Consider the following 25,870-nt stretch of genomic DNA (forward strand, 5'->3'; position numbering starts at 1 on the left):
CCGCAGGACCGAGTGCCTATGACGGACCATGCGCGGCGCCGTCCCGGGCTGCTCGATCCCTTCCAAGAGGCGGCCGCGCCTCATCATCGTCCCAACCAGTCAGGTCAGCCGTCGGTGTCAGTCTTGACCCCTCACACGAAATGCGCAGGCAGCGCCATCGTCTGTGCGCACTGGACGAGGGCGACTGCCAAACCCGCCATCATGGACCAGGCCACGATGTGATCGACAGTGGTCATGCCCTTGGTCATCATCTTGGTCGCCATCACTCGTCCCCTTCGCTTCGGCAGCCGTGGCTCGGCTGTCCCGGTACGGTCTTATGGTTAAGCCGGATTGCGCGCGGATTGCTTCGATTGTTGCGTCAAGACTTTCGCTCCACGCGAGCGAAGTGCGCCGGCAGGCCCAGCGCCTGAGCAGAGGACACCCGCGCGACCGTTCTGCCGATCAGGGGTGCGGCGCATATCTTGGTTCTGAGACGAAGATACAGGATAATCGGCAGTGATTGATCGGCCAGGCGGCGTTCACTGTCGCGGCCGAACTTTGGACAGGGACCGTCATATATCGGTTTCCCATGTCCGCTCTCGCCACGCTGCCGGTATCACCTGATCGGCTGCAATGGGCGCCAAGCCGAACGTCCGGTCTTGCGCACGATGGTGTTCCGGCGTGAATTGGAGTCGCCGAAAGCCGTCCGTCTGCTTCCAAGAAGAGGCGCCGAAAAAGCAGACGGCCTCCTAACGACCCAACCAAGACGCCGGGACTGCTGATTGCGCTTCTCCAAAGCGGTCGCTTGTCAGCCGTCGCGCAACTTCGGCTGGAGTTAAAGAGCGGACGCTGACCCTTCGCCCCGAAGCGGGCGTTCCGTAACCGACCCGTAGAAGACCGCGGGCTCGGGTGTGCGACAAGTTATTTTAAAGCGCATCCTTCCCAACCGTTTCAAGGATCACGCGCGCCGTTTCGACAGGCTGATCCCAATGCGGGAAGTGGCCGCAGTTCTCGAACCAGTGCAGCCGGGCCGACGGGAAGGCTGCCAGGGCGCGTGCAGCCTGGCGCGGCAGCAGCAGGTGGTCTTGGCGGCCCCAGCCTATGGTGACAAGGCCGGGCGTCCTTGCCGAACCCTGCTGCAACGGCCCGCGTGCCAGTTCACGCAGCATCGCATCGAACACCGGTGTGGCCGCCAGGCTCCGCAGCTCCTCTACGACGAGCTGCGGTGGCAGCAGCCACGGACGGGCCGACAATTGTGCCAGCAGCAGCGTACGGGTGATGGCGTGGCGCGACAGGCCGGGATGGAAGGGCCGTAGCAACCGAACCAGGCGTATCGATGCCGCGAGCGTCCAGTGTAACCAACGCGTTTCCCACCCGCGCCAGAAACCGCCGGGATCAAGCGCCACGCAGTGCCGACCGATGCCCCGCCGCGCCAGCTCCAGCACCAGCCGGCCCCCCACCGAACTGCCGACGAGGTCCGCCATCGTCAGGCCATGGGACTGCACGAAGCCATTGAGGGCGTCCGCATAGGCCTCCACCGTCTGCCGGCCCGCGAGCGGGGCCGATCTGCCATGTCCCGGCAGGTCGACCAAGATCAGTTCGCGCGAGCCGCGTAATGCGGACAAGAGCGGATCCCAGGTACGGAGATTGGCCCCCAGCCCATGGACCATCAGTAGCGGCCGGCCCGTGCCGAGGCGTTCGGAATGTAGGGACATGACGGCATTGTCCTTCAATGTTCGCGCTGCAGTCCGAACATTGGTCCGTCGCAGGTTTCGTCAGGCCGGATGTGCCGGTCAGGTTCGCGGTCCGCTCATTTCGGACGCTTCGAGGCCGAGTCGCTGGTCTGATAGCCAGCTGCGCGGCGCTGACTGTACTTTGCAGCTTTGCAAGGGCCGGATGTCACGGGAAAGACCCTACCGAGGTTCGCCACGAGAGAGCTGCGCTCTCTACGCTCGCGGAGACGTGGACGTCAGGTCCGCGTCAACTCATATGCCGGCGTACCAGGCGTAGCCCTGGTCCTCCCAGTAGCCGCCCTTGCCATCGCCCAGATGGGCGAAGCTCTCGACCACCTCGATGCGCATCACGTACTTCGCCTGCTTGTAACCGAGGTTGCGTTCCACGCGCAGCCGCAGCGGGGCGCCGTTCGAGACCGGGAGTGCCTTGCCGTTCATGTCGTAGGCGAGGATCGTCTGCGGGTGGAACGCGTCCACGAGATCGATGCTCTCATAGTACCGAACCGGCGATCCGCCGCTGGCCGCGGTGTCCTCCGACGCCTGTTGGCCGCCGGAATCCTTTCTGCTCTCCCCGCCACCCGACTGCTTGGTCATGGCCGGGTTGGCATTGCCGGCGGGAGCGTCGTCGGTCTCCTCACCGTCTCCCCCGCCTTCAAGTGCATTGCCCTGGTCCATGGTGTCGGCGCAGTGGAACACCACGAAGCGTCCCTCGGGCTTGAGCTTGGCCCGGGACAGGAGGTCGGAGAGCGGCACCCCGGTCCACTTGCCGATGGCGCTCCAACCCTCGACGCAATCGTGCCGGGTGACCTGGGTCCGGGCGGGAAGCTTGCGGAGCTCGGCCAGGGACAGCCTGAATGGCGCCTCCACGAGGCCGTCCACCTGCAGGTGGTACTTGGCGAACCTGCCCTTCGCGAGCGCCTTGTAGTCCCTGTCCGGCGGGTCCTCGGTGCCGTTCGGCTTGAACCACGGCGAGACGTCGGCCTCGGCGTATTCCGGCGCTAGCGTCCGGTCGGTGAGCAGCAGGCGCTGGACGAACAGGTTGGCGTCCTCGCCGGTCTTGAGGGTGCGCCGGAACCACTCCGCATTGCCCAGGCGGTCGCACCCGCCGAGCACGGCCGCCGCGCCCGCGGCGGAAGCCCCCGTCAGGAGGGCCCGTCGGCTCGGAAGGCGGCTCATGCCCGGGTCTCCCCGGTGACGGGTGCCGGCTCGACCTTGCGCTCGATCACGAACCAACCGGTGAGCATGCCGCGCATGTTGTTCCAGAAGCCCGACAGCAGGACCAGGGCGACGTGCACGACCACGAACAGGACCAGCAGGGCCGCAACGACGAAGTGCACCGTGCGGGCCGACTGGCGCCCGTCGAACAGCGTCAGCAGGAATGGGAAGGCCGCGTCCATCGCTGGCGACATCGCGAGGCCGGCGAGGACCTGAACCGGCAGGAGCACGAACAGGACCACGAGGTAGGTGAGCTTCTGGATGACGTTGTAGCGCTTGGCCTCGTCCCCCTGCGGGAAACGCAGCGTCAGGTGCTCCCGGATCGACGCCCCGAAGTGACGGATCTGGTCGCGTGACGGGATCACGCGGAACCGGAGCTGCCCGCTGACCAGCCCGTAGAGCAGGTAGGCTAGGCCGTTCAGGACGAAGGCCCAGGCGAAGAAGAAGTGCCAGGAGCGACCGCCGGTGAGGTCCTGGTCGCTCGGAAGCGTTGCCCAGCTAGGGAAGCCGCGGTCGGCCGCCTCGCCGTCGCCACCGGTGGATGAGCCGAGATACCCGGTGGTATCGAAGGAATGCCCGAGGACCGTCGTGACGCCCTTGGGCGGATCGTCCTCTGTGGAGGACATCCCCATCAGCGGCGTATCGAAGGTCGAGATCTTGCCCCAGTACAGGGCCGGGTGGGCGTTGAAGATCTGAAGGCCGCTCATTAGCAGCACCAGGAGGCAGATCGCGTTGACCCAGTGGGTGACGCGGATCACGACCGGGTGCCGGAACATCCATCGGCGGCGCTCGACCTCGCCCGTGTCGGGCGCGGAGCGCGTCAGGTAGGTGCGGGGCAAACGGTCTCCCTGGGCATGTCGGTCGTGCAGGGTGGAGGCCCCCGTCACGGGGGCCTCCGGAAGCGTCGGCGATCACATGCCGCGGTTCATCATCATCCGCTTCTTCATCATGCGGCGCTTCATCATTTGCTTCCGCATCATGCGCTTCTTCATCATCATCCGGTCACCATGCATCATGCGGACCTGGGTGACGCCGCTCTCGGACTGAAGGCCGTTGACGGACATCGGTGCGGCGGTGGCGGAACCGGCCGCGAGGGCGATGCCGCCCAGGGCGGTCAGCGCGGTCAGGGCTAGCGTGAGCTTCTTCATAGGATATCTCCTGCGGAGGTGAATTTCTTGTTCCACCTTCAGGGCAACAATATCATTCTCCTATTGTTCCGCATCAGAAGAGATCATCTTTTCGTTTTTATTATAATTTGACAATATTCATCGCATGCTGAAACCAAGGCTTCGAGCACGGGAACGACGGGAACGAACTCTCGTCGCTCACTGCTACGGGATCGGTCGTCGATAAGTTTCGGGCTCACCGCGCCGCCCGGATCGGACCTTTCGAGGTCATGCAAGCGGCGGTAGATTTCCGCGGATCCGACGGAGATCAAAAGCATGATCTCCGTCGGGCCGGCGCACGTCGAACCGGCATCGTCGCATCAGGATCACCCGTCGCGTGGCACCGTCCACCCTGGCCTTTTGCGCTTCGTACCAGGATCAGTGCGCCCTATTGCGCACTACGGCAGGGTGATTGCCTCACGCGGCTCCAAGATGGTGCTGCCGTTCCTCTTGGCGCGGAAGCGCTTGCCCATCTCGTAGGCTTGCTTGCGTGAGCGCATGATGCCGCCGAGGGGCCGGTGCGCGGCGAGCCCGTGCCAGGGGCTGAACGACAGGCCGTCGTCGACCGCGCTCGACCGGGCCTCGCTCCAGGCCGTCTGCGGCTTCACCCGGATCCGCGCCACGGTCTGGTACAGACTCTCGCTCTCGGGCCAGACCGTGGCGGCGTTCTCGACCGGCATATCGTCTAGGCCGGTGCATAGCTGCGCCCTGACCTCCCAGAGCCCCCCACTCGCACGGAAGAACTCGACGACCGCCTCCCGTATGGCGTTCGGGCCTCCGTCCGCCTGCAAGGCTTTGTCGGTCAAGGCCGTCAGTTCGGGCGCGACCGGCGCCACGCACAACTTGGCGACGTAATCGCCGAAGCGCACGGGAACCTGACTGTAGAAGGTCTCGCCGAGGATGTGGGTCTCGGGCTGGCCGCCCATCGTCGCGACGGTGGCGTTGGGCGCACCGGTGGTGGAGACGATAAGATCCTGCACGCCACGCATCGCACCCGATACGACCTTCTTGAAGCCCTGCACCTTGTCGGTCGTAGCCGCGAGCAGCTTCAGGGTAGCGAGGAAGGCTTTCGGTGTCGGCGCGCCGAAGGCGGGTCCGTTGACCAGCACGAGGTCCTGGGTGACGTCCCCTTCGGAGCCTTCCAACCGCTCGCCCTCGACGCCAATGATCTTCACGGCAAGGCCGCGGGGTGTCGAGACGCTGTCGTCGAGGATGTCGCCAGGCAGGGTCGAGAGGCGCATGATCACGGGATAGGTCGCCGGTTTTGAAAACAGGCCCTGTGCCAGCATGGGCGGAAGCCCCGAGGCCACTTCAAGCTCGCCCTCAAGGAAGCCGTGGCTCTTGGCGTGGACGCTGCGGATCGCGTGGCCGCCGTCCGCCAGGGTCTTTTCGCTGACCGAGCGCATCGTCTCCATCAGGCCCTGCGCCGTCTCAGCCTCATCGTCGGCGACGGTTTCGATGTCTGGGCTGTAGCGAAGGTAGAAGGCACTCGCGTCGACCATGATAATTCCTCGGGGCGGGACCAATGGCAAACCGAGGACCGGTCACCGTTTGTCGACGCCCACTGAACGTTGCCAAGACAATGCGACTTCGACGGTTCCAGGGGCTCGATCTCGTCGAACGCTCGCGGACCTGATCCGAACGATGGAGCACCGGGACGGGGCCACTCGACGTCTTGACGGGATCAGGTCGGTTCTGTGGGAGGCTCGCTCTCAATGCGCTCCGGCTCGCCTTCGTCCATTCCGCCCACCAGACGAAATTGGCTCGGCGCGGCCCCGAACTCCACCTCGAACGCCTTGCTGAACGCGCTCCGGCTCGCGTAGCCCACGGTTGCGGCGATGACCTTCACCGGCAAGTCGGTGCCGCTGAGGAGACGGGAGGCGATGCGGAGGCGAACCCTCTGGACGAACTCCATCGGGCCTTGCCCGAAGGCTGCGGCGAACCCTTCCGCGAAGCTGGTCCGGCCCATGCCCGCGAGGGCCGCCAAGCTGTCGACGGAGTAACGCGCACCCGGCTGTTCGAGGATCGCCAGGACGGCGCGGGCGAGCTTCGGGTTCTGCAATGCCGCCAGGATCGGGGATGTGAAGTCACTCGCCACCAGTTGCCGGCGCAGGAGGAGGATGAGACACTGCTTCATCAGCACCTCCGTCATCGCCTGTGTCGCAAGATTGGGGCTCACGACCTCGGCGAGCATGAGCTCGAAGGCGTAACGTAGCACCGGATCCGAGGGAAAGGTCTCCACCATGGGGGCTTGGAACAACTCGAACAGACCCATCGCACCGGTGTGGGTGTCGGCGATCTGGCCGCACACGAAAAGCGCGTCGGGGCTGCCGTCACCCGCCGTGAAGGAGATCAACCCGTCACCGTGAAGGACGCAGTGATCCTCGGCGCGGACCTCACCGATGCAATCCTCGGCAGCGCCAAGGCTGTGCGAATGTCGTGCCGGCACGACGATGATAGTGTGCGGCGCGAAGGACCGCCACGGTCCGTGCCCGACCCGGAGGCTCCCGGTTCCACGCAGCACGTAATGGACGGTGATCGCCTCGAACGGACTGAACCCCAGGCGCCACCCGCGCTGTATCGTGCAGACGGAGAACGAGCGCAGCCGCACCGCGAGCGTGACGAGAAGGCGGTCGAGAAGATCGGCTTCCATGGTGGCAGACTATGCGTCATCGAGGTCGCAAGCCCCAGTGATTTCGAGCAGACGGGGGCGGTGAAGCTGATACGCTGCTTTCGACCCTTATCCGGCCCGACGACGATGTCCGCTTCCATGGATCGCCGCCCCAAAGCGGACTGACGGCAATCCACCCATCCGAGACATTCAGGCGAGTGGTTCGCGGCGACAGATGCTGGCCGAAAGCCGTCGATCTGCTTCCGAGATAGGCCGCCGGAAAAGCGGACGGCCTCCTATCGGCCCGATTCGGTCGCCTCGACCGCGAACGAAGCTCGCTAAAAGCAGACGTGTCTCGCCGCGCGGTGACGAAGGAGATGGCCAAACGCATGGCCCTCGATGGCTGAGCCGCGACAGCAGAAATGATGAAACGTGACCGGCCGATGGACGGAACCTGGATTGCTCCCCCGTTTAAGGGAGGCCGCAGGGGACAGTGGTCCTTCATGCTGAGGCTGCCTATGCAAAGCTGAACTCAGCTGCACCGAGCGGACGGGTGATCCAATGAGCTTGCTGATTTCCGCGCTCGCTGCGCGCTGCGTGCCGTTCGCGTTCTTAGCCACCATGACGCTGCTCGGCGCGTCGGGGAACCCAGTTCTGGAGGTGTCACAAACCCGTACCATCTCTGGCTCTCCCGCGGCCGTGTGGGCAGTCATCGGCGAGTTTTGCGATATCCGACGCTGGCATAGGCAAGCCCGGGCCTGCGCCCTGTTCCATGATGAAGGTCAGATTGTTCGCAGTATCGACCTGCGCGACATCGGCACTGTCGTTGAGGTGCAGCTCGACCGCGACGAGGACGCGATGACGTACAGCTACACCTTGGTGCGAAGCCCATGGCCCGTGAAGCAGTACCGCGCGTCGCTCACTGTAACCCCCATGGGGCAGGGAACGGTCGTGGTGTGGCGAGCCACGTTTCGCTTGAACGACGCTTGCGACGAAGGAGCGGTAGCGCGCATCGAGGACTTGTTCAGGAGCGGCCTCGCTGATGTCGCCCGTGAGGTGACCCGATAGTCGAGCTTGATCCTGTGATAGACCAATTCACAAAGGCTTGGCTGCGACGGGCGGCGTGGACATCAGCAGCTTGACCAGATCCTTCTGCCGTTTGGCGCCCGTCTTGGCGAATAGGCTCTTTAGATGGGTGCGCACTGTCGAGGGGGCGATGCCGTAACGCTTGGCGATGTCAGCTGGCGTGGCATCGTCTGCTAGCCCGAGTAGAACACGCAGCTCAGCCCCAGTGAGGCCGTAAGCTCGCCCAAGCAACTCGATCGCGTGCGGACCGCAAGGGTTGTCCTGCACGAACAAGGCAACTCGTGCTTGCCCAGACGCGGCACTTCGACGGCGACCGCTGCGAAGCGGAAGAGCGGATACAACCGCGCTGCCTCCACCACGCCTCGCCAAAGTGATGGTTCCGCCCGCTTCCGCGGCAAGCATGGCGCGGAATGCGGGTGACACAGTTCGGTCCCATGGCTCGATGATGCCAGCGCGTGAGAGCAGCAAATCCCCACGCGCCAGATTGGCCTCTCCGGCTGCATTGCTATGAACAAGGCGGCCGTCCGCACCGAGTACCAACGCGGCGGTCGTCAGCGCGTCCAGTGTGGCTGCGAGATCGTCGCGCTCAAGGCCCTTGTGATCGATCAGGTCAGCGATGGTGATCGCCCGGCGCACGTGGGGCGCCAGCAAGGCCATGCGGGCCTGTTCCTCGGCGTCGTAAGGGCCGTCCGCCTCGCCGCGAGTGACGCCGATGAACGCCAAGCGTGCGTGGTTCTTGATAAGCGCGGTCAGCAGCACGTAGCGGAAGCCTTGAGGGACGGCCCACTCTCGGTAGATGCGGCTCTGTAACAGCTCGTCCTCGGCCGCGAGCTCCTCCGACGTCGCTGGCTGATCAACTGGGCACAGGAGGAGGCTGTGAGCGAACACGTCGCAGCCCTGGTAACGATCACGGTAGAGCGCTTGGTAGTGATCAGAGATACCGACGTGCACGAGCGTCCGCTCGGCGCCCGTGACGAAGTCCATGACGTTGAGCGTCCCAGCCATGCTGTTATGGGCGACCGCGATCTGCTCCAGCGTGCTAGGCCAGAGGGCGGGATCGATCGCGCAGTCGTAGATCGCCTCTATCAAACGCGATAAATTAGCCGCTTCCATCGCAATTGCCCATCGGTTGTGCAGTTCAAAAACGAATACCGCTTTCGAAAGCAGCATTCGACGTGATCGATGGCCGCATGGAAAGTTATTTTTTCAACGAAAACAATTCACAATCGAATGAATGATTGCGTCTCCCCGTTTTGGGGGAGGCATAGGGCCGCGAATGCTGATCCACTCGCGAGTGGGGCTGGTCGTCCGGCTACTGGAGCCCCAATCACAGATGGAGATAGGCCATGCGGATCGTGACGCTCTTTATCGCCGGTTTCGCCTTCGCAGCCTGCGCCTTCGTGGCGACCATGCTCGTATCGCCACCGACCAGCGTTGCGTCGAGCGCCTCGTCGCCGTCGCGGATCGACACGATCACCATCTGCGAGTTCCTGCCGACGGGCGACGTCGCCCACTGCACGATCCAGAACTGATCGCCCGACGGCTCTAGCCCCATGCTCGAGGCTATCGCACGCGTGATCGTCTGGTTGGGACTGGGCGAGGTCCTGACACGGCTTGGTCTCGTCCCCGTGCCCGGGCCGGTGATAGGGCTGGTACTGCTCTATCTCGACCTGCTCTGGCACCGGAGCCTACCTGACGATCTCGGCCGGCTAGCCGATCGCATGCTCGCGCTCTTCGGCCTTCTCTTCGTGCCCGCCGGTGTCGGTGTCATCGCCCACGCTGACGTACTGCAGGCTGAACTCCTGCCCATCGTCGCAGCTATCGTCGGCGGCACGACCGTGACCTTGCTCGCGACGGTCGCGGCGCTGGTACTCGCCCGCGCCTGGACAAGGCGGGGTACGCGAGCGGAAGTTGGCACTCGCGCGGAGGGACAACTCCGTGCCTGATGTCCACGCCTGGGCCAGCTTACCTGAGCAGCCGATCCTGGAGGTTGGCGTCACCGTGCTCGCTTTCCTGTCGGCGACGCGCCTCGCCCGCTGGAGTGGAAACAATCCCTTCTTGAACCCGACGCTGATCGCCATCGTGTTGGTGGTCATCGCACTGAACGTCACCGGCACCTCCTACGCGACGTATCTGCGCGGTGTAGGGTTCATTCAATTCCTGCTCGCGCCGACCGTCGTGCTGTTGGCGGTGCCGCTGTACCGGCAAACACCGCTGATCCGGGCGTCCAGGGGGCTGATCGCGGCGGCTCTGCTTGTCGGCCTACCCACCGGCATCCTGAGCGCCGTCGGCATCGCCTGGGCGCTCGGTGCGACCAAGATCACGCTGCTATCGCTGGCGCCTAAGAGCGTGACCACCGGCGTCGCGGTCGGGATCTCGGAGGCGATCGGCGGCGTACCGGCCCTCACTGCGGTCCTGGTGATCAGTACGGGCATCACCGGCGCCATAGCCGGTCCGGCGATCCAGCGCTGGTTGCGCGTAGACGACGACCGCATCACGGGTCTGGCGATCGGCATCGCGGGGCACGGGATCAGCACCGCGCGGGCGCTGCAGATCAGCGAAGTGGCTGGTGCGTTCTCCGGTCTCGGCATGAGCCTGAACGGCGTTTTGACCGGCGTTCTCCTGCCTCTTGCCATGAGGGGACTGTGATGGCGCACGATCCTTGGTGCTTGGGCCATCCTGATAGAGCTGGCGCCGGTTCCCGTCCGTTCCCGTCGCCACGGCCCTTGGCCAATCCTCGCGTGACCGTTCGGCGACTGGAACGCCTGGAATGACCACGAGCCTAATCGCACCCGCCGCACAGGTCTGCGCCTTCGCGCTGGGCTGTGCAGTGATCCACGCGGCACGCGCACACGCCGCTGCCGTGTCGAGAGTTCTCGCTGTCACGGCGATCGTGGCGGCTGCGCTCGTCCTGCTCGGCGCTTCTCTGGCCTGCGCGCCCGACGACGCGATGAGCCTGGACGGCATCACCACCTTCAACGCCGCCTGAACGTCGGCATTGAGAGAGGTCGAGATGGCTTGCTGTCTAAGCCTGTTTGCACTCTGCGGCGGCGTCGTTCTGGCAACCGAAGCCGTGCGGCGGCCCAATACTCGTCTCGTCCTTGAGAGTTTGGCGGGCGGCCTAATCGTCTGCGGTCTCGGGCTGCTCGGTACGGGCCTGCCGCTTTTCCGGTGATCTATCAGGAGGCGCCAATGCGCTTCGCCATTCTTACGGCTGTACTCCTGACCGTCTCCCTGGCGTCTCAAGCTGAAGAGGCCTCGACGACGCTGACGGCGGAATGTGCACAAGCCACGTCCAGCCTTGAGCGTCATGATCTCGGGTGCCCTGACGACGATGTGCTGCAGGCTCTGCCTGACAACGATCGATCCGACTGACCGTGCATCAAGAGCCGGTCCCGCGCCGGTTGAGACGGTTCGCTGCCGGAGTGCTAGCGAGGGCCGCCCCCACCGAGGCACGCTGTGCGGCCGATGTCTGCTTTAGAGGATGAGCTATCAGGCTCTGAGTGGCTGGAATGGGCGCAAAGCAGAACGTCCGCTTTCAACATTGATGCGGATCGGCATCAAAATCCTCAATCACGCTCCCACGCGAGCAATGCTCGAGTTTGTCCTATAGCGTTGTGTAAGCAAGCGTGGCGTTCAGTAAACCAACGTCTGCCTTGGAGCGGCTGAGGGCGTCCAAGAAATTGCGAAGATCCTCCGAAACCAAACGTGAGGTTGGGGGCACCCCCAGTCTTTCCCGGACGCGCAGAAAAATCCAGTTTTAGAGGCTGGAAAACGGGGCCGGACGATTTAGCAATGCATCGTTAAGGAAGAGGACGATCCAGCTTCTAATCGCTTGCCACCGCGGTTTCTCGCCGAAATCAATTGCATGTTAGAGAAGTCGGGATCCGAGGCTCCCAATCTGATTTTTTAAGCTCAAGCCGCGTCAGCGAACAAACGAGGTGCGCCGTTCGCGATAAACTCTCGCCGCTTCGCGGCCAGCACCTTGGCGTAGGTGGTCTCGATCATCCTCACGCTCGTTCCGCAGTTCTCGGCGACTACGTTCAGCGGTATCCCCGCCTCGATAGCACGTGAGATGTACGAGTGTCGCAACGCGTAGAACGTGCCAGACGGATCAAGCTTCGCAGCCAGTAGCGCTCGCTTCATCGGCCGCACTTGGTGACTTGCACCCCACGCGTCTCCGTCAGCGCGCGGCAGAAGCGGCGCGTCTTTCTCACGCCCGCCAACCAGCCGTGCGAAGAACGTCGTTGCTTCGGGCTGTAGTATGATGATGCGAGCTCCTGTCTTACCTCGCGGCACGTACAGAGTTGCGTCCTCCGCATCGAAGTGCCGGACTTGACAGGCTGCAAGCTCCCCGTAGCGCGCGCCTGTCAGGAATCCTGCTGTCAGCAGGTCACGAAAACCGGCGTCTTCACATCCATCGAGTAGGCGCAGCACCTCCGTGGGCGTGAAGTGCACCTCGCGAGGCCGGCCGACTCGTTGGAACGGTCGAACGAGCCGCCAGGCGCTATCGTTCGTCAAACCATTCGTCGGATCCCCCAACGCGTGGTTGAGCATCGCCTTGACGATGCTGAGCACCCGGTTAGCGGTGTCCTGGCTGCGGCGGCATTGCTCAGCGTCGCCGCCCGTCCGCACTAAGCCATCGCGCCATGCTTCGAGCTGGCGGCGTGTGAGATCCTCGATCCGGCTCGAGCCAAAGCGTGGCAGAAAGAGCCGTTCCAAGCGCAGACGGGCATCGTAGGCCGTGCGCCGGTTCCGGGCTTCAAGGCTCGCTAGGTAGGTTCGAGCGGCGATCTCGACGGTGAGTGGCGCCTGCTGCGCCCCCTCCCCTTTCTCGCCGCCTGCCAAGGTTTTCGCGAGCTGCTGTGCCTCCCAGAAGGTGAGCACGCTTTGACCGTTGCTCTCACTGAAGTCGTCGGCCAGACCGATCCGCTTAGTCCAGGAGCCGCCCTTCCCGTCGGCTACCCGCAGTACCCAAGTTCCAGCGGTCTCATTACGGCGGTAGCCGAGCGAAACTCCCGGCGCGATGCGGGCGAAAACGGGCTTTTTGGCTACCTGCAGACGCAACCGACTGGTTCGAGTTTCGAGCTTCGGTGCGCGCGCGTTGCGAGCCATGGTGTCCCGTCAGTGTCCCGTCGACGTGGTTGGATGATGGCACGCCGGATTGGACAAGCCAACACCAAAATCCGAGATAAAACATTCTGCATCAATGGCTTATCTGGACGGGATTGGACGGATTTGGACGATCGACTTCGCACTTTCACGGCGAAAACACGGGTTCGATTCCCGTAGGGCGCGCCAGCACATTCAAGCCCCTAGCTTCATTGTTTGCGTGTGTAGCGGCGACGGGCCGCCGCGCGCAGCGTTCGGCAGGCTGGGGAATGGCCCGGTTGCGCTGACTTTCGACGTGACGTTGAGACTGTTGGGCCCCGCCCGGGTGATGGGGGCGACAGGCGGGCAGAGGACAGAGCGAGGTCGGTCACACACGGATCCGCGATTCCATCCCGTCCATACCCAAGCCGCCATGTTCAGGCTGCCCAGCTCACCAAATTCGGCGATAAACCACCGTGCTGATGGCAGATTACGCGCAGTAGCGAACTGGACTTCGAGCGCAGGCTTGTCCCGAATGAGTTTTTAAGGCGGGATTTCCGTTCGCTTATCGTCCGATTTCGTGGAGATAATTCTCTGACGCTTATCATACTCAAAGTATAAATTCCCTTGTTCGATCAACTGCTTTGCATCACCATGAGCCCGGTTGGGTGGACAAAAGCTCTGGCATAAGCTGCCCGCGGCTGTGGGCTGTGTGCACTCATCGAGAGCCGGCATCGGATGGCGCGCTGAAGCCTCGTCAGCCTGTCAGGTTTTCGTGCGGGCGAGCCTGTCGTCCCATCGTGCTCATTGAGACGTGGGACGGTTTACCCGTGAACAGTCCCAAGAGGATGCTGCAGTGGTGCTCTCTCATGCCCCCGGCTCTCTGGTCGGCCTCGATCGGTTCGCCGCACCGACTGATTTTCCCGAGAGCCCGCTGTCGCGCGTGTTGCGCGAGCAGCCGATCCTGCTCGGCCTCTTCCTGCCGATCCAGGCCGGCGGCTGGACGAACTCGACGCTGGAGCGCTCGACGGACTGGCGCTTCGACTACAATCGCGACCTCGTCCTGCGCGCCGAGGAGCTCGGCTTCGATCTCGTCTTCGCCTTGAGCCAATGGCTGCCGAAGGGCGGCTATGGCGGCGTCTTCAACGGGCAGGCGCTGGACAGCTTCACCACCATCGCCGCGCTCGTCGCGCTGACGAAGCGCATCCTGCTGATCTCGACGATGCATGTCCTCTACGGACCCTGGCACCCCCTGCATCTCGCCAAGTTCGGGGCGACGCTCGACCACATCTCCAAGGGCCGCTGGGGTATCAACGTCGTGACCGGCCACCGCGCGGTGGAGCATGAGATGTTCGGCTGGGACCGGATCGAGCACGACCGCCGCTACGAACTGGCCGCCGAGTTCGTCGAGGTGCTGCAGCGCCTCTGGCAGGACGAAGAGAATTTCTCGTTCGAAGGCCAGTCGAGCTGGCGGATGCGGGGCGGCTACGTGTCCCCGAAGCCGCATTACGGCCGGCCCATCCTGGTCAACGCCACGGGCTCGGACGCCGGAATCGCGTTTGCCGGGCGCTATTCCGACATCGTCTTCATCACGAGCCCGGCGGGCTCCGACATCCAGTCCACGCTGGAGGCGCTGCCTGCCCATACGGACAAGGTGAAGCGCAGCGCCCGCCAAGTCGGGCGCGCGGTGCGGACCTTGATCAATCCGCTCGTCATCGCCCGGCCCACCGAGAAAGAAGCCTGGGACCTCGCGGACCGGATCGTCGCCCGGGCCGACACGCGCAGCCCGAAGGGCTTCAGGAGCTTCGAGAGCGACGCCCATGCCTGGAAGGGGCGGGAGGGCCGCAATGATCCTTACGGGCAGATCGGCGGCAACATCTATCTCGTCGGCACGCCCGAGCAGATCGTCGAGCACTTCGTGGGGCTGAGGAAAGCCGGCATCGATGGGCTTCAGCTCAGCTTCTTCGATTTCAAGGAGGATCTCGAGATCTTCGGCTCCGAGGTGCTCCCGCTGATGAAGCAGGCGGGCCTGCGCAACTGACGCGCTCCTCAGCGCTCAAGAAGGGCCGCAGCGGCTGGTGGTCATGAAGCTCGGAACATCCTCCTAAACCACGTGCGGAGAGGACGGTTTATCGTAATAATCGCGTAAATTAAAAATTCATTCCGTTGACAGGTGGTCACCAAACGCACAGTCTTGCATTGCAAAATATATAGTGATCAGGCTGTGCAATCAGGATTTTTACGACAATTTCTTTGTATATAGCAGTTTTTTACGCATTGGTACGCCATAAATATCTTTGAATTTTGCGAATGTCGCACTTTCAAGTCTTGGGATCCAGGGTCTTGGCCGTGAGAACGCGCACGTCTTCTTGCCAACCGGGTTCCTGCAGCAGCGAGAGCTGCGGCCCGATCACAGATGCGGCCGTCGGTGGCAGACCCGGTGGCCGAGTGAGCCTCCTCTAAACAATCGAGGATCGTCGCATGGCCCATGGAGAGCTCGGCCTGAAGGGCATCGCCAAGACCTTTACGGTCGATGGGCGCCTGCTTCCGGCGCTCGATGGCATCGACCTCACGGTCACGCCCGGCGAGTTCATCACCATCGTAGGCGCGAGCGGCTGCGGGAAATCCACGCTGCTGCGCATCATTGCGGGGCTGGAGACCGACCATGCCGGCGAGGCGGTCCATGACGGCCAGACGATCCGGGGGCCGAGCCTCGCGCGGGGGCTCGTCTTCCAGGAGCCGCGGCTGTTTCCCTGGCTCACGGTCGAGGCGAACGTGGCGCTGGGGCTTGAGAATGCGGGGCTGAGCCGCGACGCGAAGCGCGCGGCGGTCAGCGACCACATCGCCCTCGTCGGCCTCACCGGCTTCGAGAACGCCTATCCCCGCCAATTGTCGGGGGGCATGGCGCAACGCGCCGCCATCGCCCGCGGTCTCGTGAACCGTCCGGGCGTCCTCCTGCTCGACGAGCCCTTCGGGGCGCTGGACGCCTTCACCCGGGCCCATCTCCAGGAGGAGCTCCAGGGCATCGTCGCCCGCGAGGGCATCACGGCGGTGCTCGTGACCCACGATGTGGACGAAGCCGTCTACCTCGGCGATCGCGTCGTCGTGATGGCGCCCAGGCCCGGACGGATCACCCGCATCGTCCCTGTGGACGAGCCGCGGCCGCGCAGCCGCACAGCAGCAGCTCTCCTGCACAAGCGGGAGGCGGTGCTCGCCGCGCTCGATGCCGGCAGCTGGGGCCGGCCGGAGCCTCGCCGGCTCGATGCGCCGGATGAGCCCCTGCGTCAGCCAGCCGCCGCGATCGCCCTCCAGGGCGCGGCCTGAACCGCACTCCCGAACGGCAGGCGACCGCATCATGCCCCAAGACCGCCAGATGAAGCTCGGCGCGTTCCTGATGACGGACGGCCACCACGTCGCGGCCTGGCGCCACCCGAAGGTGCGCCCCGACGCCTCCGTGAGCCTCGATCACTTCCTCAATCTGGCGAAGCTCGCGGAGGCGGCGAAGTTCGATGCCCTCTTCCTGGCGGATTCGAACGGTGTGCGCGAGCGCGGGCTCCAGGCCCTGAGCCACAACTCGCGGGCGGCGAGCTTCGAACCGCTGACGCTTCTCTCGGCCCTCGCCACGGTGACGCAGCGGATCGGCCTCATCGCCACGGCGAGCACGAGCTTCAACGAGCCCTTCCACCTCGCCCGCAAATTCGCCTCGCTCGACCTCATCAGCGGCGGCCGTGCCGGCTGGAACGTCGTGACCTCGTCCTCCGATTCGGAGGCGTTGAACTTCAACCTCGACACGCATTACGCCCACGCGGATCGCTATGCCCGGGCCCGCGAGTTCGTCGCGGTGACGACCGGGCTCTGGAACACCTGGGAGGACGATGCCTTCCTGCGCGACCAGGACAGCGGCCTGTTCTTCGACCCGCAGAAGCATCACGTGCTCGACCATCGGGGCCGCTACTTCAAGGTGCGCGGCCCGCTCAACGTGCCCCGCTCGCCGCAGGGCCACCCGGTGATCGTCCAGGCCGGCTCCTCGGCGGCGGGCGTGGACCTCGCGGCCGAGACCGCGGAGGTCGTGTTCACGGCCCAGCAGACCCTGGCGGACGCGCAAGCCTTCTATGCCGACCTCAAGAGCCGGGCCGAGACTTACGGGCGCGACCCCGACCACATCAAGATCATGCCGGGGATCTTCCCGGTCGTGGGGCGGACGGAGGCGGAGGCGCAGGAGACGTTCGAAGCGCTGCAATCGCGGATCCACCCGGTCGTGGGGCTGGCGCTGCTGTCGTCGACGCTCGGCGGCTTCGACCTGACCGGCTATCCCCTCGACGGGCCCCTTCCGGACCTGCCGGAGACCAACGGTCCGAAGAGCCGGCAGAAGCTGCTGATCGACCTCGCCCGGCGCGAGAAGCTGACGATCCGCGAACTCTACCTGAAGATCGCTGGCGCGCGCGGCCATTGGCAGCTCGTCGGCACCGCCGAGCAGATCGTCGATCGGCTGGAGGAGCGCTTCCGGAAAGGCGGCGCCGACGGCTTCAACGTGATGGCGCCCTTCCTGCCGGGCGGCCTCGGGGATTTCATCGCCCTCGTGATCCCCGAGCTGCGCCGTCGCGGCCTGTTCCGGACCGACTATGAGGGCCGAACCCTGCGCGAGAATCTCGGGCTGCCGTTCCCCGCCCATCGGGCGCGGACGGCGGTCCCGCTCCAGGCGGCGGAGTGACGGCGATGCCGCGCGTGCTTCGTCGGATCGTGGCGCTCGCGCTCGGCGTTGCGGCGCTGCTGGGCCCGGTATCGATCTCGGTCGCCGCGGAGCGGGTGACGATCCGCATCGGCTATGCCGGTCCCGCCGCGGAAGGCGGCCGCTTCGTGAGCGGCCCGGTCGGGGTGATCGCGAGCGAGCGCTACATCGAGCGCGCGTTCGCGGACGATCCGGCGGTCACGGTCGAATGGTCCTTCTTCAAGGGGGCCGGGCCGGCGGTGAACGAGGCCCTGGCCTCCGGCCAGCTCGACTTCGCCTTCATGGGCGACCTGCCATCCCTCACGGCGCGCGCGGCCGGCCTGCAGACGCGGATCCTCATGGCCACGAGCCCGCGCGACAACCTCTACCTCGTCGCGCGCCCGGATTCCGGCATCGCCGCGATCGGTGACGTTCGGGGGCGGCGCGTCGCGCAGTTCCGGGGCACCTCGACCCACCTGACGACGGACCGCGCCCTCTCGCAGCACGGGATCGACGCGCGGGACATCCGGTTCTTCAATATGGACGACGCCACCGCCCTCGCGGCCATCGCCTCGGGCGACGTGGACGCCGCCTTCGGCAAGTCGATCCTGCTGCGGCTGGTGGAGCAGGGGCTCGCCAAGGTCGCCTTCAGCACGAAGGGCGATCCGGCGACGACCGCGAGCAGCCATCTCCTCGTCGCGGCGGCCTTCGAGGCCGCGCATCCCGATCTGGTGGCGAAGCTGGTCCGCGGCACGCTGAAGGCCCTGGCCTGGTCGTCACGCGAGGAGAACCGAGAGGCGGTTTTCGCCATCTGGGCGAAGTCGGGGACCCCCATCGACGTGTTCCGGGCGGATTACGAAGAGCAGGCGCTGGCCTATCGCCTGTCGCCGCTCATCGACGACCTCCTGGTCGAGAGCTACCGCTACAAGGCCGCGCAGGTGAAGGCGCTGGGCCTGGTGCGCCGGCCGGTCGACGTCACCGGCTGGTTCGAGCCGAAATACCTCAATGCCGCCCTCAAGGATCTCGGTCTGGAGAAGGCCTGGATCCGCTACGCCGCGGACGGGAAGCCCCGCGGCAATTCCTGATCCCGACGCTCCTCCCTCCGCAAGGATTCCGACGTGATCGCAGCACGATCCTCCTGGCGCATCATCCTCGCCGCGCTCCTGGCAGCCTTCGCGCTCGCTGTCCCCTCGCTGGCGCGCGCCGAACCCTTGACGATCCGGATCGGCTTTGCCTCGATCGGCGTCGACAACCGCCCCTTCGCGGGCGGAGACACGCTCGCGGTCGCCCATGCCGAGGGATACGTGCAGCGGGCGCTCCAGGCCGATCCGGACGTCAAGGTCGAATGGTACTTCTTCAAGGGCGCCGGCCCGGCCGTGAACGAGGCGATCGCCAACGGCCAGCTCGACTTCGCCCTTCAGGGTGACCTGCCTTCGATCATCGGTCGGGCGAGTGGACTGAAAACCAAGATCCTCGCGGCGACTGGCGCCCATGCGCCGACCTACCTCGCGGTCGCGGAAGGGTCGAGCATCAAGGGCGTGAAGGATCTGCGCGGCCGCAAGGTCTCGATCTTCCGCGGCACCAACAACCACCTCGCCGTGGTCAAGATCCTCGCCGCGAACGGGCTGACCGAGCGGGATCTCCAAGTCCTCAACATGGACACGGCCACGACCAATGCGGCGCTGGCGAGCCGCGACATCGAGGCCGCCTTCGGCAACTTTCCTCTGATCTCACTTGCCGAGCAGAAGAAAGCCGCGATCGTCTACTCTACCAAGGGTGATGATCGCGGCCTGGAGCGGCAATGTGCATTGCTGGTCACGGAGGCGTTCGAACGCGCTCATCCCGATCTCGTCGCCAAGGTCGTGAAGGCGCTGGTGGAGGCCGCACGCTGGTCGTCGGACGAGACGAATCGAGACGCGTTGATCGCGGTGTGGGCGAAGTCCGGCACACCGGCTTCCGTGTTCCGCTACGACTTGGCCGATCAGGACTTGCGCTACCGCAATGCGCCGATCGTCGACCCGTTCTTCGTCGAGCAATACCGGGTGCAGGCCAAGCAGGCCAAGGCGTTCGGTCTGATCCGGCGCGACGTGGACGTCACCGGATGGTTCGAGCCGCGCTACGTCGATCAGGCGGTGCGGGAACTCGGTCTCGAACGCTACTGGGAGCGCTTCGGACCGGACGGCAAGCCGCTGGGCTCGTGAGATAGAGGCGCCGATGAGCCTCCTCGCCTTCGCACCGCCCAGGTCGGGCGATTTCACCGCGGCGCTCCGCATTCGCTTGCGGCACGCGGCGCTCGGCCTTCTCGTGCCGCTCACGCTCGTGCTCGTCTGGGCGCTTGCCTCGGCCCAGGGGTGGTTGCCCGAACAGATCCTGCCCGCGCCAAGCTTCGTCTGGCAGAACCTGTGTGACATGGCCGCGAGCGGCGAGCTCGCGCAGCATGCGGGGATCAGCGCGATCCGCGTCGCAGCGGGCTTCGCGGTGGGAGCGGGGCTCGGCCTGCTGCTCGGGATCGCCATCGGGCTGTCGCGCCCGGTCGAGGATTACGTCAGGCCGCTGTTCACCGCCGTGGCGCAGGTGCCCACGATCGGCTGGATCCCGCTCCTGATGCTGTTCCTCGGCATCGGCGAGACCCTGAAGATCGTCGTTATCGCCAAGGCGGCGTTCTTCCCGATGGTGGTCAATACCGCCGCCGGCATCCGGAACATCCCGGTGAGCTACAAGGAGGTGGCCGCCGTGCTTCGCCTCACGCGGTGGCAATCCCTGCGCCGGCTCGTTCTCCCGGGCGCGTTGCCGCCGATCTTCACGGGCGTGCGCTACAGCCTGACCAAGGCCTGGACGGCCCTCGTCGCGGTGGAGTTGCTCGCCTCGGCCGAGGGGCTCGGCTACCTGCTGGTCTGGAGCCGACAAATGTTCTGGCTCGATACGATGCTGGCCGCGATGCTGATCATCGGACTCGTCGGCTACGTGATGGACGCGATGCTCGCCGCCGCTGAAACGCGGCTTCAGGCATGGCGGATCGACGCTTAGCGAGATCGTCATGTCCCGTACGACCGCCACCCAGATCCGGCGCGGCCTCACGCTCCCCGTGCTGCTCCTCGTCGTCTGGGAGGTCGCGAGCCATGCCGGGCTGGTCGATCCGCGCTTCCTGCCGCCCCTCGAACGCCTCGCCGGCACGGCGTGGCGCGAGGCGACGGAGGGCCGCCTGCTCGGCGATCTGGCCGCAAGCCTCGCGCGCGACCTCGTGGGCTTCGCCATCGGCACGGTGCTCGGGCTCGGATTCGGTACGCTGCTGGGCGTCTCCCGCGGCGCCGAGCGGCTGCTCGGCCCGATCTTCCACGCCGCCAAACAGGTCGCGGTCCTCGCCTGGATCCCGATCATCTCGGTCTGGTTCGGCTTTGCCGAGACCGCGAAGATCGTCTTCGTCGCCCTCGCAGCCTTCATCCCGGTCGCCTTGAACACCCATGAGGGCGTGCGCAGCGCCTCGGTCCAGCTCGTCGAGGTCGGTCGCGCATTGCGGTTTTCGCGCTGGCAGATCGTGCGGCGCATCTTCCTGCCCTCGGCCGCCCCCGCGATCCTGACCGGCGTTCACTTGGCCCTGATCTACGCGTGGCTCGCCACGGTGGCGGCCGAGTATTTCATGACGGTGGGGCCCGGCATCGGCGGTCTCATCATCGCGGGGCGGGAGCGCTTCCAGATGGACCTCGTGATGCTCGGCGTCGTGATCCTGGGCTGCGTCGGCTTCGCGCTCAACCAGGGTGCCGCTGCGGTCGAGGCGCGCGTGCTGCGCTGGCGGGGGGCCTAGAGCGCGCGCCGCCGAAGGGGACACCGGTTGGGCTTAAGCGAGCGCCGCATGTGCTGCGCGCCCGCCATGCCTTTCAATGCCCGAGTCCTCGACGCGGGATGGGGTTTGTCCCCTGCCCTCCCGCGGCCTCTCTCCTGGCGCAGAACGGCACCGTCCCGCGCGGGCTTCCCGCGAGGCGGCCGCGCTGCACGCGGTCGGGCGGCTGAAGGGGCCCCCGCAGGCGCTACGGCCCATCCCGAGCGTCAATTACGGTCGAGGTACACGTCGGCAAAATTGCTGCGCACGCCGTCGATCGTGACGGTGTGATTGCGGACGTGCTTCCGCGCTACGGTATAGGCGTCGTAGGCGATCAGATTGATCACCGGTAGATCCTCCTGGGCGATCTCCTGGAAGCGGAAGAAGGCGGCGCGCCGCTTGGCCGGATCGTTCTCGACCGCCGCCTGCTCCAGAAGCGCGTCCACCTCGGCGTTGGCGTAATGGCTGCCGTTGGAGAAGCCGAGTCCCGGCTTGAAGTTCTTCGACCAGTAGACGCGCTGGACGCCGAGGGTCGGATCGAATGTGTTCGAGAGGTTGTCGACATCGAAGTCGAAGGCGCGATCGGTGTAGACGGCCTTCACGAACCCCGCGAAGTCGAGATTCTGCACTGTGGCCTCGATACCGAGGGGCGCAAGGGCTTGCCGCAGATAGGCGGCAACGCGGCCGTTACCCTCGGAAAAGGGATTGTGGAGGATCCGCACGCCGAAGCGCCGACCGTTCCGGATGGGATGCCCCGCTTCGTCGAGCAGGCTGGCCGCCCGCTTCGGGTCGAAGGGATAGGCTTTGACGGCGGGGTTGTGGAATTCCTTCAGAGCCGGGCTGATCGGGCTCGGCGCGATGACGCCCTGGCCGTACCAGGCGACGTTGAGCACCGCGCGCAGATCGATCGCGTGCGCGATCGCCTGCCGGACCGCCCGCTTCGCCAGGATCGGATTGTCGAGGTTGAGGACGAGCTGGCTGTGATTGCCGAGGTAGGCGTAGCCGTCCGACGTGATCTCCAGAGCCGGGTGGGCGGAGAGGGACGCGATGTCCGAGCGCGGCACGGGTGTATCACCGCCGAGGTCGATCTCCCCGGCGGCCAGGGCCGCTGCGCGTGCGTTCGCGTCGGGGATGAAGCGCACGATGATCCGGTCGAGATAGGGCTTTGGGGCATCCCAGTAGTCCGGGTTGCGGTCGAGAATGACGTGACTGCCCTTGACCCACTCCTTGAACACGAAGGGCCCCGTGCCGATCGGGGCTGCATTCGCCGGATTGCTGCCAATGTCGCGCCCTTCGTAGAGGTGCTTGGGTACGATCGGCGACTCGCTCGCCGCGAAGGCGCGCAGCAGGTAGGGGGCCGGACGCGAGAGCCTGAGAATCGCCGTGTGCGGGTTCGGCGTCTCGACATCCTGCACGTTGGCGAAAGTCGCCCGGCCACGCGGGTGGACCGCCTTGAGCGTCAGGATCGAGAAGGCGACGTCGGCGGCCGTGAAATCCCGCCCGTCGTGCCATTTTACCGCCGGCCTCAACTGGAAGGTGATGCTCAGGCCGTCCTCCGCCTCGCTCCAGGCCGATGCCAACTGGGGGACGGGCCTGAAGGCCGCGTCGTAGGTGAGAAGCCCCTCGTTGACCTTCGGTCCGATCACCCCGGTCGTGCCGAAGGTGTTGTCGATCGGAACGAGGTTGGCCGACTCCGTCGCGAGGACGAGTCTGAGCGTGCCGCCCCGCTTCGGGATCGGGTCGGCGCGCGCCGTCGCGGAGCCCAGGCCCACATCGCCGCCGATCAGGCCCGCGGCACCGATCAGCATCGCCCGGCGTCGCGTGAGTGGGACACGGCTCACGCGGCGTGCTCCCCGCCCGTGCCGCCCAATTCCGCAAGAGCGGCCCGGAACCGGGCCGCCGGATGGGTGTCCGGTAGCAGGCGACCGCGGCCAAAGACTTTCTCGCGCAGCGTGCCCGCCCCGTAATCCGTCTTGTAGAGGCCCCGGCGCTGGAGCTCCGGCACGACGAGGTCGGCGAAGTCGCTGTAGCCTTCAGTGGTCACCGCGTAGCTCAGGTTGAAGCCGTCGATGTCGGTCTCGTCCATCCAGCCTTGCAGCGCGTCCGCGACCTGGGCCGGCGTGCCGATCACCACCGGCCCGCGCCCGCCGATGGTGTTGTGGGTGACGACCTCGCGGATGGTCCAGACCTTCTCGGCACCCGTGAACGAATCGATCATCGAGGTGACCGCGTTGTCCTTCTTCTTGGTCGGGAAAGGATCGTCGAGCGCGTATTGCGAGAGGTCGATGCCGCTCCAGCCCGACAGCAGGGCGAGCGAACCTTCGAGGTCGATGTAGCGCTGGTAATCGCGGTACTTGGCGTGCGCCGCGGCCTCCGTCTCGTCCACGATGACGGTGACGAGCGAGAAGAACTTGATGTCGTTCGGATCCCGGCCGAGCCCGGCCGCCCGGGCGCGGGTGTCGGCGACATTCCTGGCGACGTTCGCCTGCGACGGATCGCTCAGGAAGACCGCCTCGGCATGGCGCGCGGCGAAGTCTTTGCCGCGATGCGAGGTGCCCGCCTGGAACAGGAAGGGGGTGCGCTGCGGCGAGGGGTCGACGATGTTGACGCCCTCGAACTGGAAGTGCTCGCCGCGATGGACGACCTTGCGGATCCGGGCCGGGTCGGCGAACACCCCGCTCGCCCGGTCGGTGACGAGCGCGTCCTCGGCCCAGCTGCCTTCCCAGAGGGCGTAGACGGCGTCCAGGAACTCGTCGGCGATGTCGTAGCGCAGATCGTGCGCCTTCACGCCGGTGCGGCCAACCGCCCGTGCGCCCGCATCCGAAAAATTCGTCACGATGTTCCAGGCGACGCGCCCCTTCGTGAGGTGGTCGAGCGTGGAGAAGCGCCGCGCGAAGATGTAGGGCGCCTCGTAGGAGACCGAGCCGGTGATGCCGAAGCCGAGATGCTCGGTGACCAGCGCCATGGCCGAGACGAGGAGCGTGGGATCGTGCTTCGGCAGCTGCACCGCGCGCCGGAGCGAGGCGTCGGCGTTGCCCTGGTAGATGTCGTGGATGCTGATGCTGTCGGCGATGAAGAGCGCGTCGAACTTCCCCCGCTCCAGGATGCGGGCGACATCCGTCCAATAATCCAAGGTCGAGAATTCCAGCGAGCGGTCGCGGGGATGGCGCCAGAGCCCGGGCGAGAGATGGACGGGGCTATGGATGGCGAAGCCGTTGACGCGGATTTCCTTGGTCACGGGCCTGTCCTCGCGATCGGGGGGGCGGGTCAGCGGAAGGCGCCGGGCGTCGGGTAGTCGCCGGTCAGGAACCAGGTCCCGACGGTGCGGGTCTTGTATTCGGCCGGGTTGTGGAGCGTGTGGATGCGGACGTTGCGCCAGAACCGGTCGAAGCCGTTGGCATTCGTCGCGGAGCGCGCGCCCATTACCTCGAAGATCTGGCTCGTGACTTCGAGGGCGATGGTGCCGGCATAGACGTTGGCGGCGGCGATCCGGATCGCCGCCCGTCCGCGCTCCGCTTCGGTTAGGTCGCGCCCGCGGGCGGCGGCTTCGTCGAGTGCCGCGGCCGCGTCGTCGGCCAGCTGGGTCGCGGCCTGGGTCTTGATGTAGAGGTCGCCGTAGACGCGCTTGATCCAGGGATCGTCGACATGGCGCTCGACCCCGGAGTCGATCCAGGGGCGCGATGTCTCGACGGTATAGTCGCGCGCGGCGAGCAGCGCCCCCTGCGCGCTGCCCACGAAGACGTTGAGGAGGACGCTCTGCTGCTGGAATGGGGTCAGCGTCTGGTAGGGCTCGGCGGTCTCCACCCGAAAGCGGAAGACCTCGTCGTGGTGAACCTGCACGTTCGTGTAGTTGACGCGCCCGCTCCCGGTCTGGCGCTGGCCGATCCCGTCCCAGTCATCCTCGACGCGGATGCCCGCGCGGTCGGCCGGGATGGCTGCGAAGTGGCGCAGGTTCGTGTCGCGATCCTCCCAGGCTACGTGCAGGTAATCGGCGATGTGGGAGCCCGAGGTGAACGGCCGGTAGCCGTTGAGCACGTAGCCGTCCGCGACCGGCTGGCCGAAGAGGCTCTTGGAAAAGCTGTTCGCCGTGTTGCCCCAGAACCAGTTGCCCGCCGCGGAGCGCCGGTAGATGTCGGCGGCCTGCTCCGCGGTCCCGCGCAGATGGGCGGCCTGAAGGGCGCTGAAGTGATAGCCGAAGAGGTGGCCGAGCGAGCCGTCCACCTTGGCGAACTCCCGGACGATCTTGAGCACCGTCGACCACCGCTCGCCCTGGCCGCCATGCGCCTTCGGGATGAGGAGGGTGAGGAGCCCGCTCTCCTTGAGCAGGCGAAGCTGCGCGGTCGGGCGGCCACCGGCCTTGTCGCGCGCGACCGCGTCCTCTGCGAAACGCTGCCGCAACGCCGCGGCCGAGGCGAAAAAGGGGTTGGACGGATCGAGTTCGAAAGGCATGGCCGGGAGGGGGGT

At 65.7% G+C, this 25,870-nt stretch carries 25 protein-coding genes; 12 read left to right on the forward strand and 13 right to left on the reverse strand.

All coding sequences use genetic code 11. The features are described from left to right. Positions 1-131: 131 nt before the first annotated feature. The 7 genes from BM228_RS35880 to BM228_RS22880 all read right to left on the reverse strand — a co-directional run bounded on the left by BM228_RS35880 (position 132) and on the right by BM228_RS22880 (position 6,746). Complete coding sequence (locus BM228_RS35880; RefSeq protein ID WP_280142347.1) at positions 132-263, reverse strand: hypothetical protein; 132 nt, start codon at positions 261-263, stop codon at positions 132-134. Positions 264-905: 642 nt separating this feature from the next. Beyond that, complete coding sequence (locus BM228_RS22855) at positions 906-1,694, reverse strand: alpha/beta fold hydrolase (RefSeq protein WP_092044223.1); 789 nt, start codon at positions 1,692-1,694, stop codon at positions 906-908. A 270-nt stretch (positions 1,695-1,964) separates the two neighbouring features. Continuing rightward, positions 1,965-2,888 carry a molybdopterin-dependent oxidoreductase gene (locus BM228_RS22860; protein ID WP_092044224.1) on the reverse strand — a complete coding sequence of 308 codons (924 nt, stop codon included), beginning with the start codon at positions 2,886-2,888 and terminating at the stop codon, positions 1,965-1,967. Beyond that, a complete protein-coding gene (locus tag BM228_RS22865) occupies positions 2,885-3,703 on the reverse strand; it encodes a cytochrome b/b6 domain-containing protein (protein WP_092044300.1) in 819 nt (272 codons plus the stop codon). Before BM228_RS22865 ends, BM228_RS22860 begins: the two co-directional genes overlap by 4 nt. Before the next feature lie 135 nt (positions 3,704-3,838). Next, on the reverse strand, positions 3,839-4,075 hold the full coding sequence (locus BM228_RS22870; RefSeq protein WP_092044225.1) for a hypothetical protein: 237 nt from the start codon (positions 4,073-4,075) through the stop codon (positions 3,839-3,841). A 416-nt stretch (positions 4,076-4,491) separates the two neighbouring features. Next, complete coding sequence (locus BM228_RS22875; RefSeq protein ID WP_092044227.1) at positions 4,492-5,595, reverse strand: catalase family protein; 1,104 nt, start codon at positions 5,593-5,595, stop codon at positions 4,492-4,494. A 182-nt stretch (positions 5,596-5,777) separates the two neighbouring features. Beyond that, positions 5,778-6,746, reverse strand: a complete 969-nt coding sequence (locus tag BM228_RS22880) for an AraC family transcriptional regulator (RefSeq protein ID WP_092044228.1) — start codon at positions 6,744-6,746, stop codon at positions 5,778-5,780. A 519-nt stretch (positions 6,747-7,265) separates the two neighbouring features. On the opposite strand from BM228_RS22880, the gene BM228_RS22885 reads away from it, so the two are divergent. Then, on the forward strand, positions 7,266-7,772 hold the full coding sequence (locus BM228_RS22885; RefSeq protein WP_092044230.1) for an SRPBCC family protein: 507 nt from the start codon (positions 7,266-7,268) through the stop codon (positions 7,770-7,772). A 27-nt stretch (positions 7,773-7,799) separates the two neighbouring features. Here the strand turns inward: BM228_RS22885 and BM228_RS22890 are convergent, their stop codons facing one another. Both BM228_RS22890 and BM228_RS34795 read right to left on the reverse strand, forming a co-directional pair. Then, positions 7,800-8,960, reverse strand: a complete 1,161-nt coding sequence (locus BM228_RS22890; protein WP_092044231.1) for a helix-turn-helix transcriptional regulator — start codon at positions 8,958-8,960, stop codon at positions 7,800-7,802. 157 nt (positions 8,961-9,117) lie between these two features. Beyond that, entirely contained in the window at positions 9,118-9,270 is a 153-nt protein-coding gene (locus BM228_RS34795) for a hypothetical protein (RefSeq protein WP_167367796.1), read from the reverse strand. 73 nt (positions 9,271-9,343) lie between these two features. Here BM228_RS34795 and BM228_RS22900 point away from each other — a divergent pair, with 73 nt between their 5' ends. From BM228_RS22900 to BM228_RS22915, 4 genes are all read left to right on the forward strand, one after another. Continuing rightward, positions 9,344-9,736 carry a CidA/LrgA family protein gene (locus tag BM228_RS22900; RefSeq protein ID WP_092044234.1) on the forward strand — a complete coding sequence of 131 codons (393 nt, stop codon included), beginning with the start codon at positions 9,344-9,346 and terminating at the stop codon, positions 9,734-9,736. After that, on the forward strand, positions 9,702-10,439 hold the full coding sequence (locus BM228_RS22905; RefSeq protein ID WP_244537273.1) for an LrgB family protein: 738 nt from the start codon (positions 9,702-9,704) through the stop codon (positions 10,437-10,439). The genes BM228_RS22900 and BM228_RS22905 overlap by 35 nt, the downstream gene beginning before the upstream one ends. A gap of 121 nt (positions 10,440-10,560) precedes the next feature. Further along, positions 10,561-10,779 carry a hypothetical protein gene (locus BM228_RS22910; RefSeq protein WP_092044237.1) on the forward strand — a complete coding sequence of 73 codons (219 nt, stop codon included), beginning with the start codon at positions 10,561-10,563 and terminating at the stop codon, positions 10,777-10,779. A gap of 203 nt (positions 10,780-10,982) precedes the next feature. Next, positions 10,983-11,165, forward strand: a complete 183-nt coding sequence (locus BM228_RS22915; RefSeq protein WP_092044238.1) for a hypothetical protein — start codon at positions 10,983-10,985, stop codon at positions 11,163-11,165. A gap of 540 nt (positions 11,166-11,705) precedes the next feature. Here BM228_RS22915 and BM228_RS22920 read toward each other — a convergent pair. Beyond that, complete coding sequence (locus tag BM228_RS22920; protein WP_092044240.1) at positions 11,706-12,905, reverse strand: tyrosine-type recombinase/integrase; 1,200 nt, start codon at positions 12,903-12,905, stop codon at positions 11,706-11,708. Between the two features lie 835 nt (positions 12,906-13,740). Between BM228_RS22920 and BM228_RS22925 the strand changes: the two genes are divergently transcribed. The 7 genes from BM228_RS22925 (at position 13,741) to BM228_RS22955 (ending at position 21,391) form a co-directional block, all read left to right on the forward strand. Next, positions 13,741-14,922, forward strand: a complete 1,182-nt coding sequence (locus tag BM228_RS22925) for an LLM class flavin-dependent oxidoreductase (protein ID WP_425284984.1) — start codon at positions 13,741-13,743, stop codon at positions 14,920-14,922. A gap of 440 nt (positions 14,923-15,362) precedes the next feature. After that, entirely contained in the window at positions 15,363-16,205 is an 843-nt protein-coding gene (locus tag BM228_RS22930; RefSeq protein WP_092044243.1) for an ABC transporter ATP-binding protein, read from the forward strand. 31 nt (positions 16,206-16,236) lie between these two features. Beyond that, positions 16,237-17,592 carry an LLM class flavin-dependent oxidoreductase gene (locus BM228_RS22935; protein ID WP_092044244.1) on the forward strand — a complete coding sequence of 452 codons (1,356 nt, stop codon included), beginning with the start codon at positions 16,237-16,239 and terminating at the stop codon, positions 17,590-17,592. Positions 17,593-17,597: 5 nt separating this feature from the next. Then, entirely contained in the window at positions 17,598-18,674 is a 1,077-nt protein-coding gene (locus tag BM228_RS22940) for an ABC transporter substrate-binding protein (protein ID WP_092044246.1), read from the forward strand. Positions 18,675-18,707: 33 nt separating this feature from the next. Beyond that, positions 18,708-19,790: an ABC transporter substrate-binding protein gene (locus tag BM228_RS22945; protein ID WP_244537274.1), complete on the forward strand. Its 1,083-nt coding sequence runs from the start codon at positions 18,708-18,710 to the stop codon at positions 19,788-19,790. Positions 19,791-19,803: 13 nt separating this feature from the next. Next, positions 19,804-20,616, forward strand: a complete 813-nt coding sequence (locus BM228_RS22950) for an ABC transporter permease (protein ID WP_092044247.1) — start codon at positions 19,804-19,806, stop codon at positions 20,614-20,616. 10 nt (positions 20,617-20,626) lie between these two features. After that, positions 20,627-21,391, forward strand: a complete 765-nt coding sequence (locus tag BM228_RS22955; protein ID WP_092044248.1) for an ABC transporter permease — start codon at positions 20,627-20,629, stop codon at positions 21,389-21,391. Between the two features lie 242 nt (positions 21,392-21,633). Here the strand turns inward: BM228_RS22955 and BM228_RS22960 are convergent, their stop codons facing one another. The 3 genes from BM228_RS22960 to BM228_RS22970 are packed head-to-tail and all read right to left on the reverse strand — an operon-like array spanning position 21,634 to position 25,855. Next, positions 21,634-23,214, reverse strand: a complete 1,581-nt coding sequence (locus BM228_RS22960; RefSeq protein ID WP_092044250.1) for an ABC transporter substrate-binding protein — start codon at positions 23,212-23,214, stop codon at positions 21,634-21,636. A gap of 29 nt (positions 23,215-23,243) precedes the next feature. Further along, positions 23,244-24,644 (reverse strand): LLM class flavin-dependent oxidoreductase, encoded by a 1,401-nt coding sequence (locus tag BM228_RS22965; protein WP_092044252.1) that lies wholly within the window; start codon positions 24,642-24,644, stop codon positions 23,244-23,246. 29 nt (positions 24,645-24,673) lie between these two features. Further along, entirely contained in the window at positions 24,674-25,855 is a 1,182-nt protein-coding gene (locus BM228_RS22970; RefSeq protein WP_092044253.1) for an acyl-CoA dehydrogenase family protein, read from the reverse strand. Positions 25,856-25,870: the final 15 nt, after the last annotated feature.

This window comes from Methylobacterium pseudosasicola (assembly GCF_900114535.1).
In the GTDB taxonomy this organism is placed as follows: Bacteria; Pseudomonadota; Alphaproteobacteria; order Rhizobiales; family Beijerinckiaceae; genus Methylobacterium; species Methylobacterium pseudosasicola.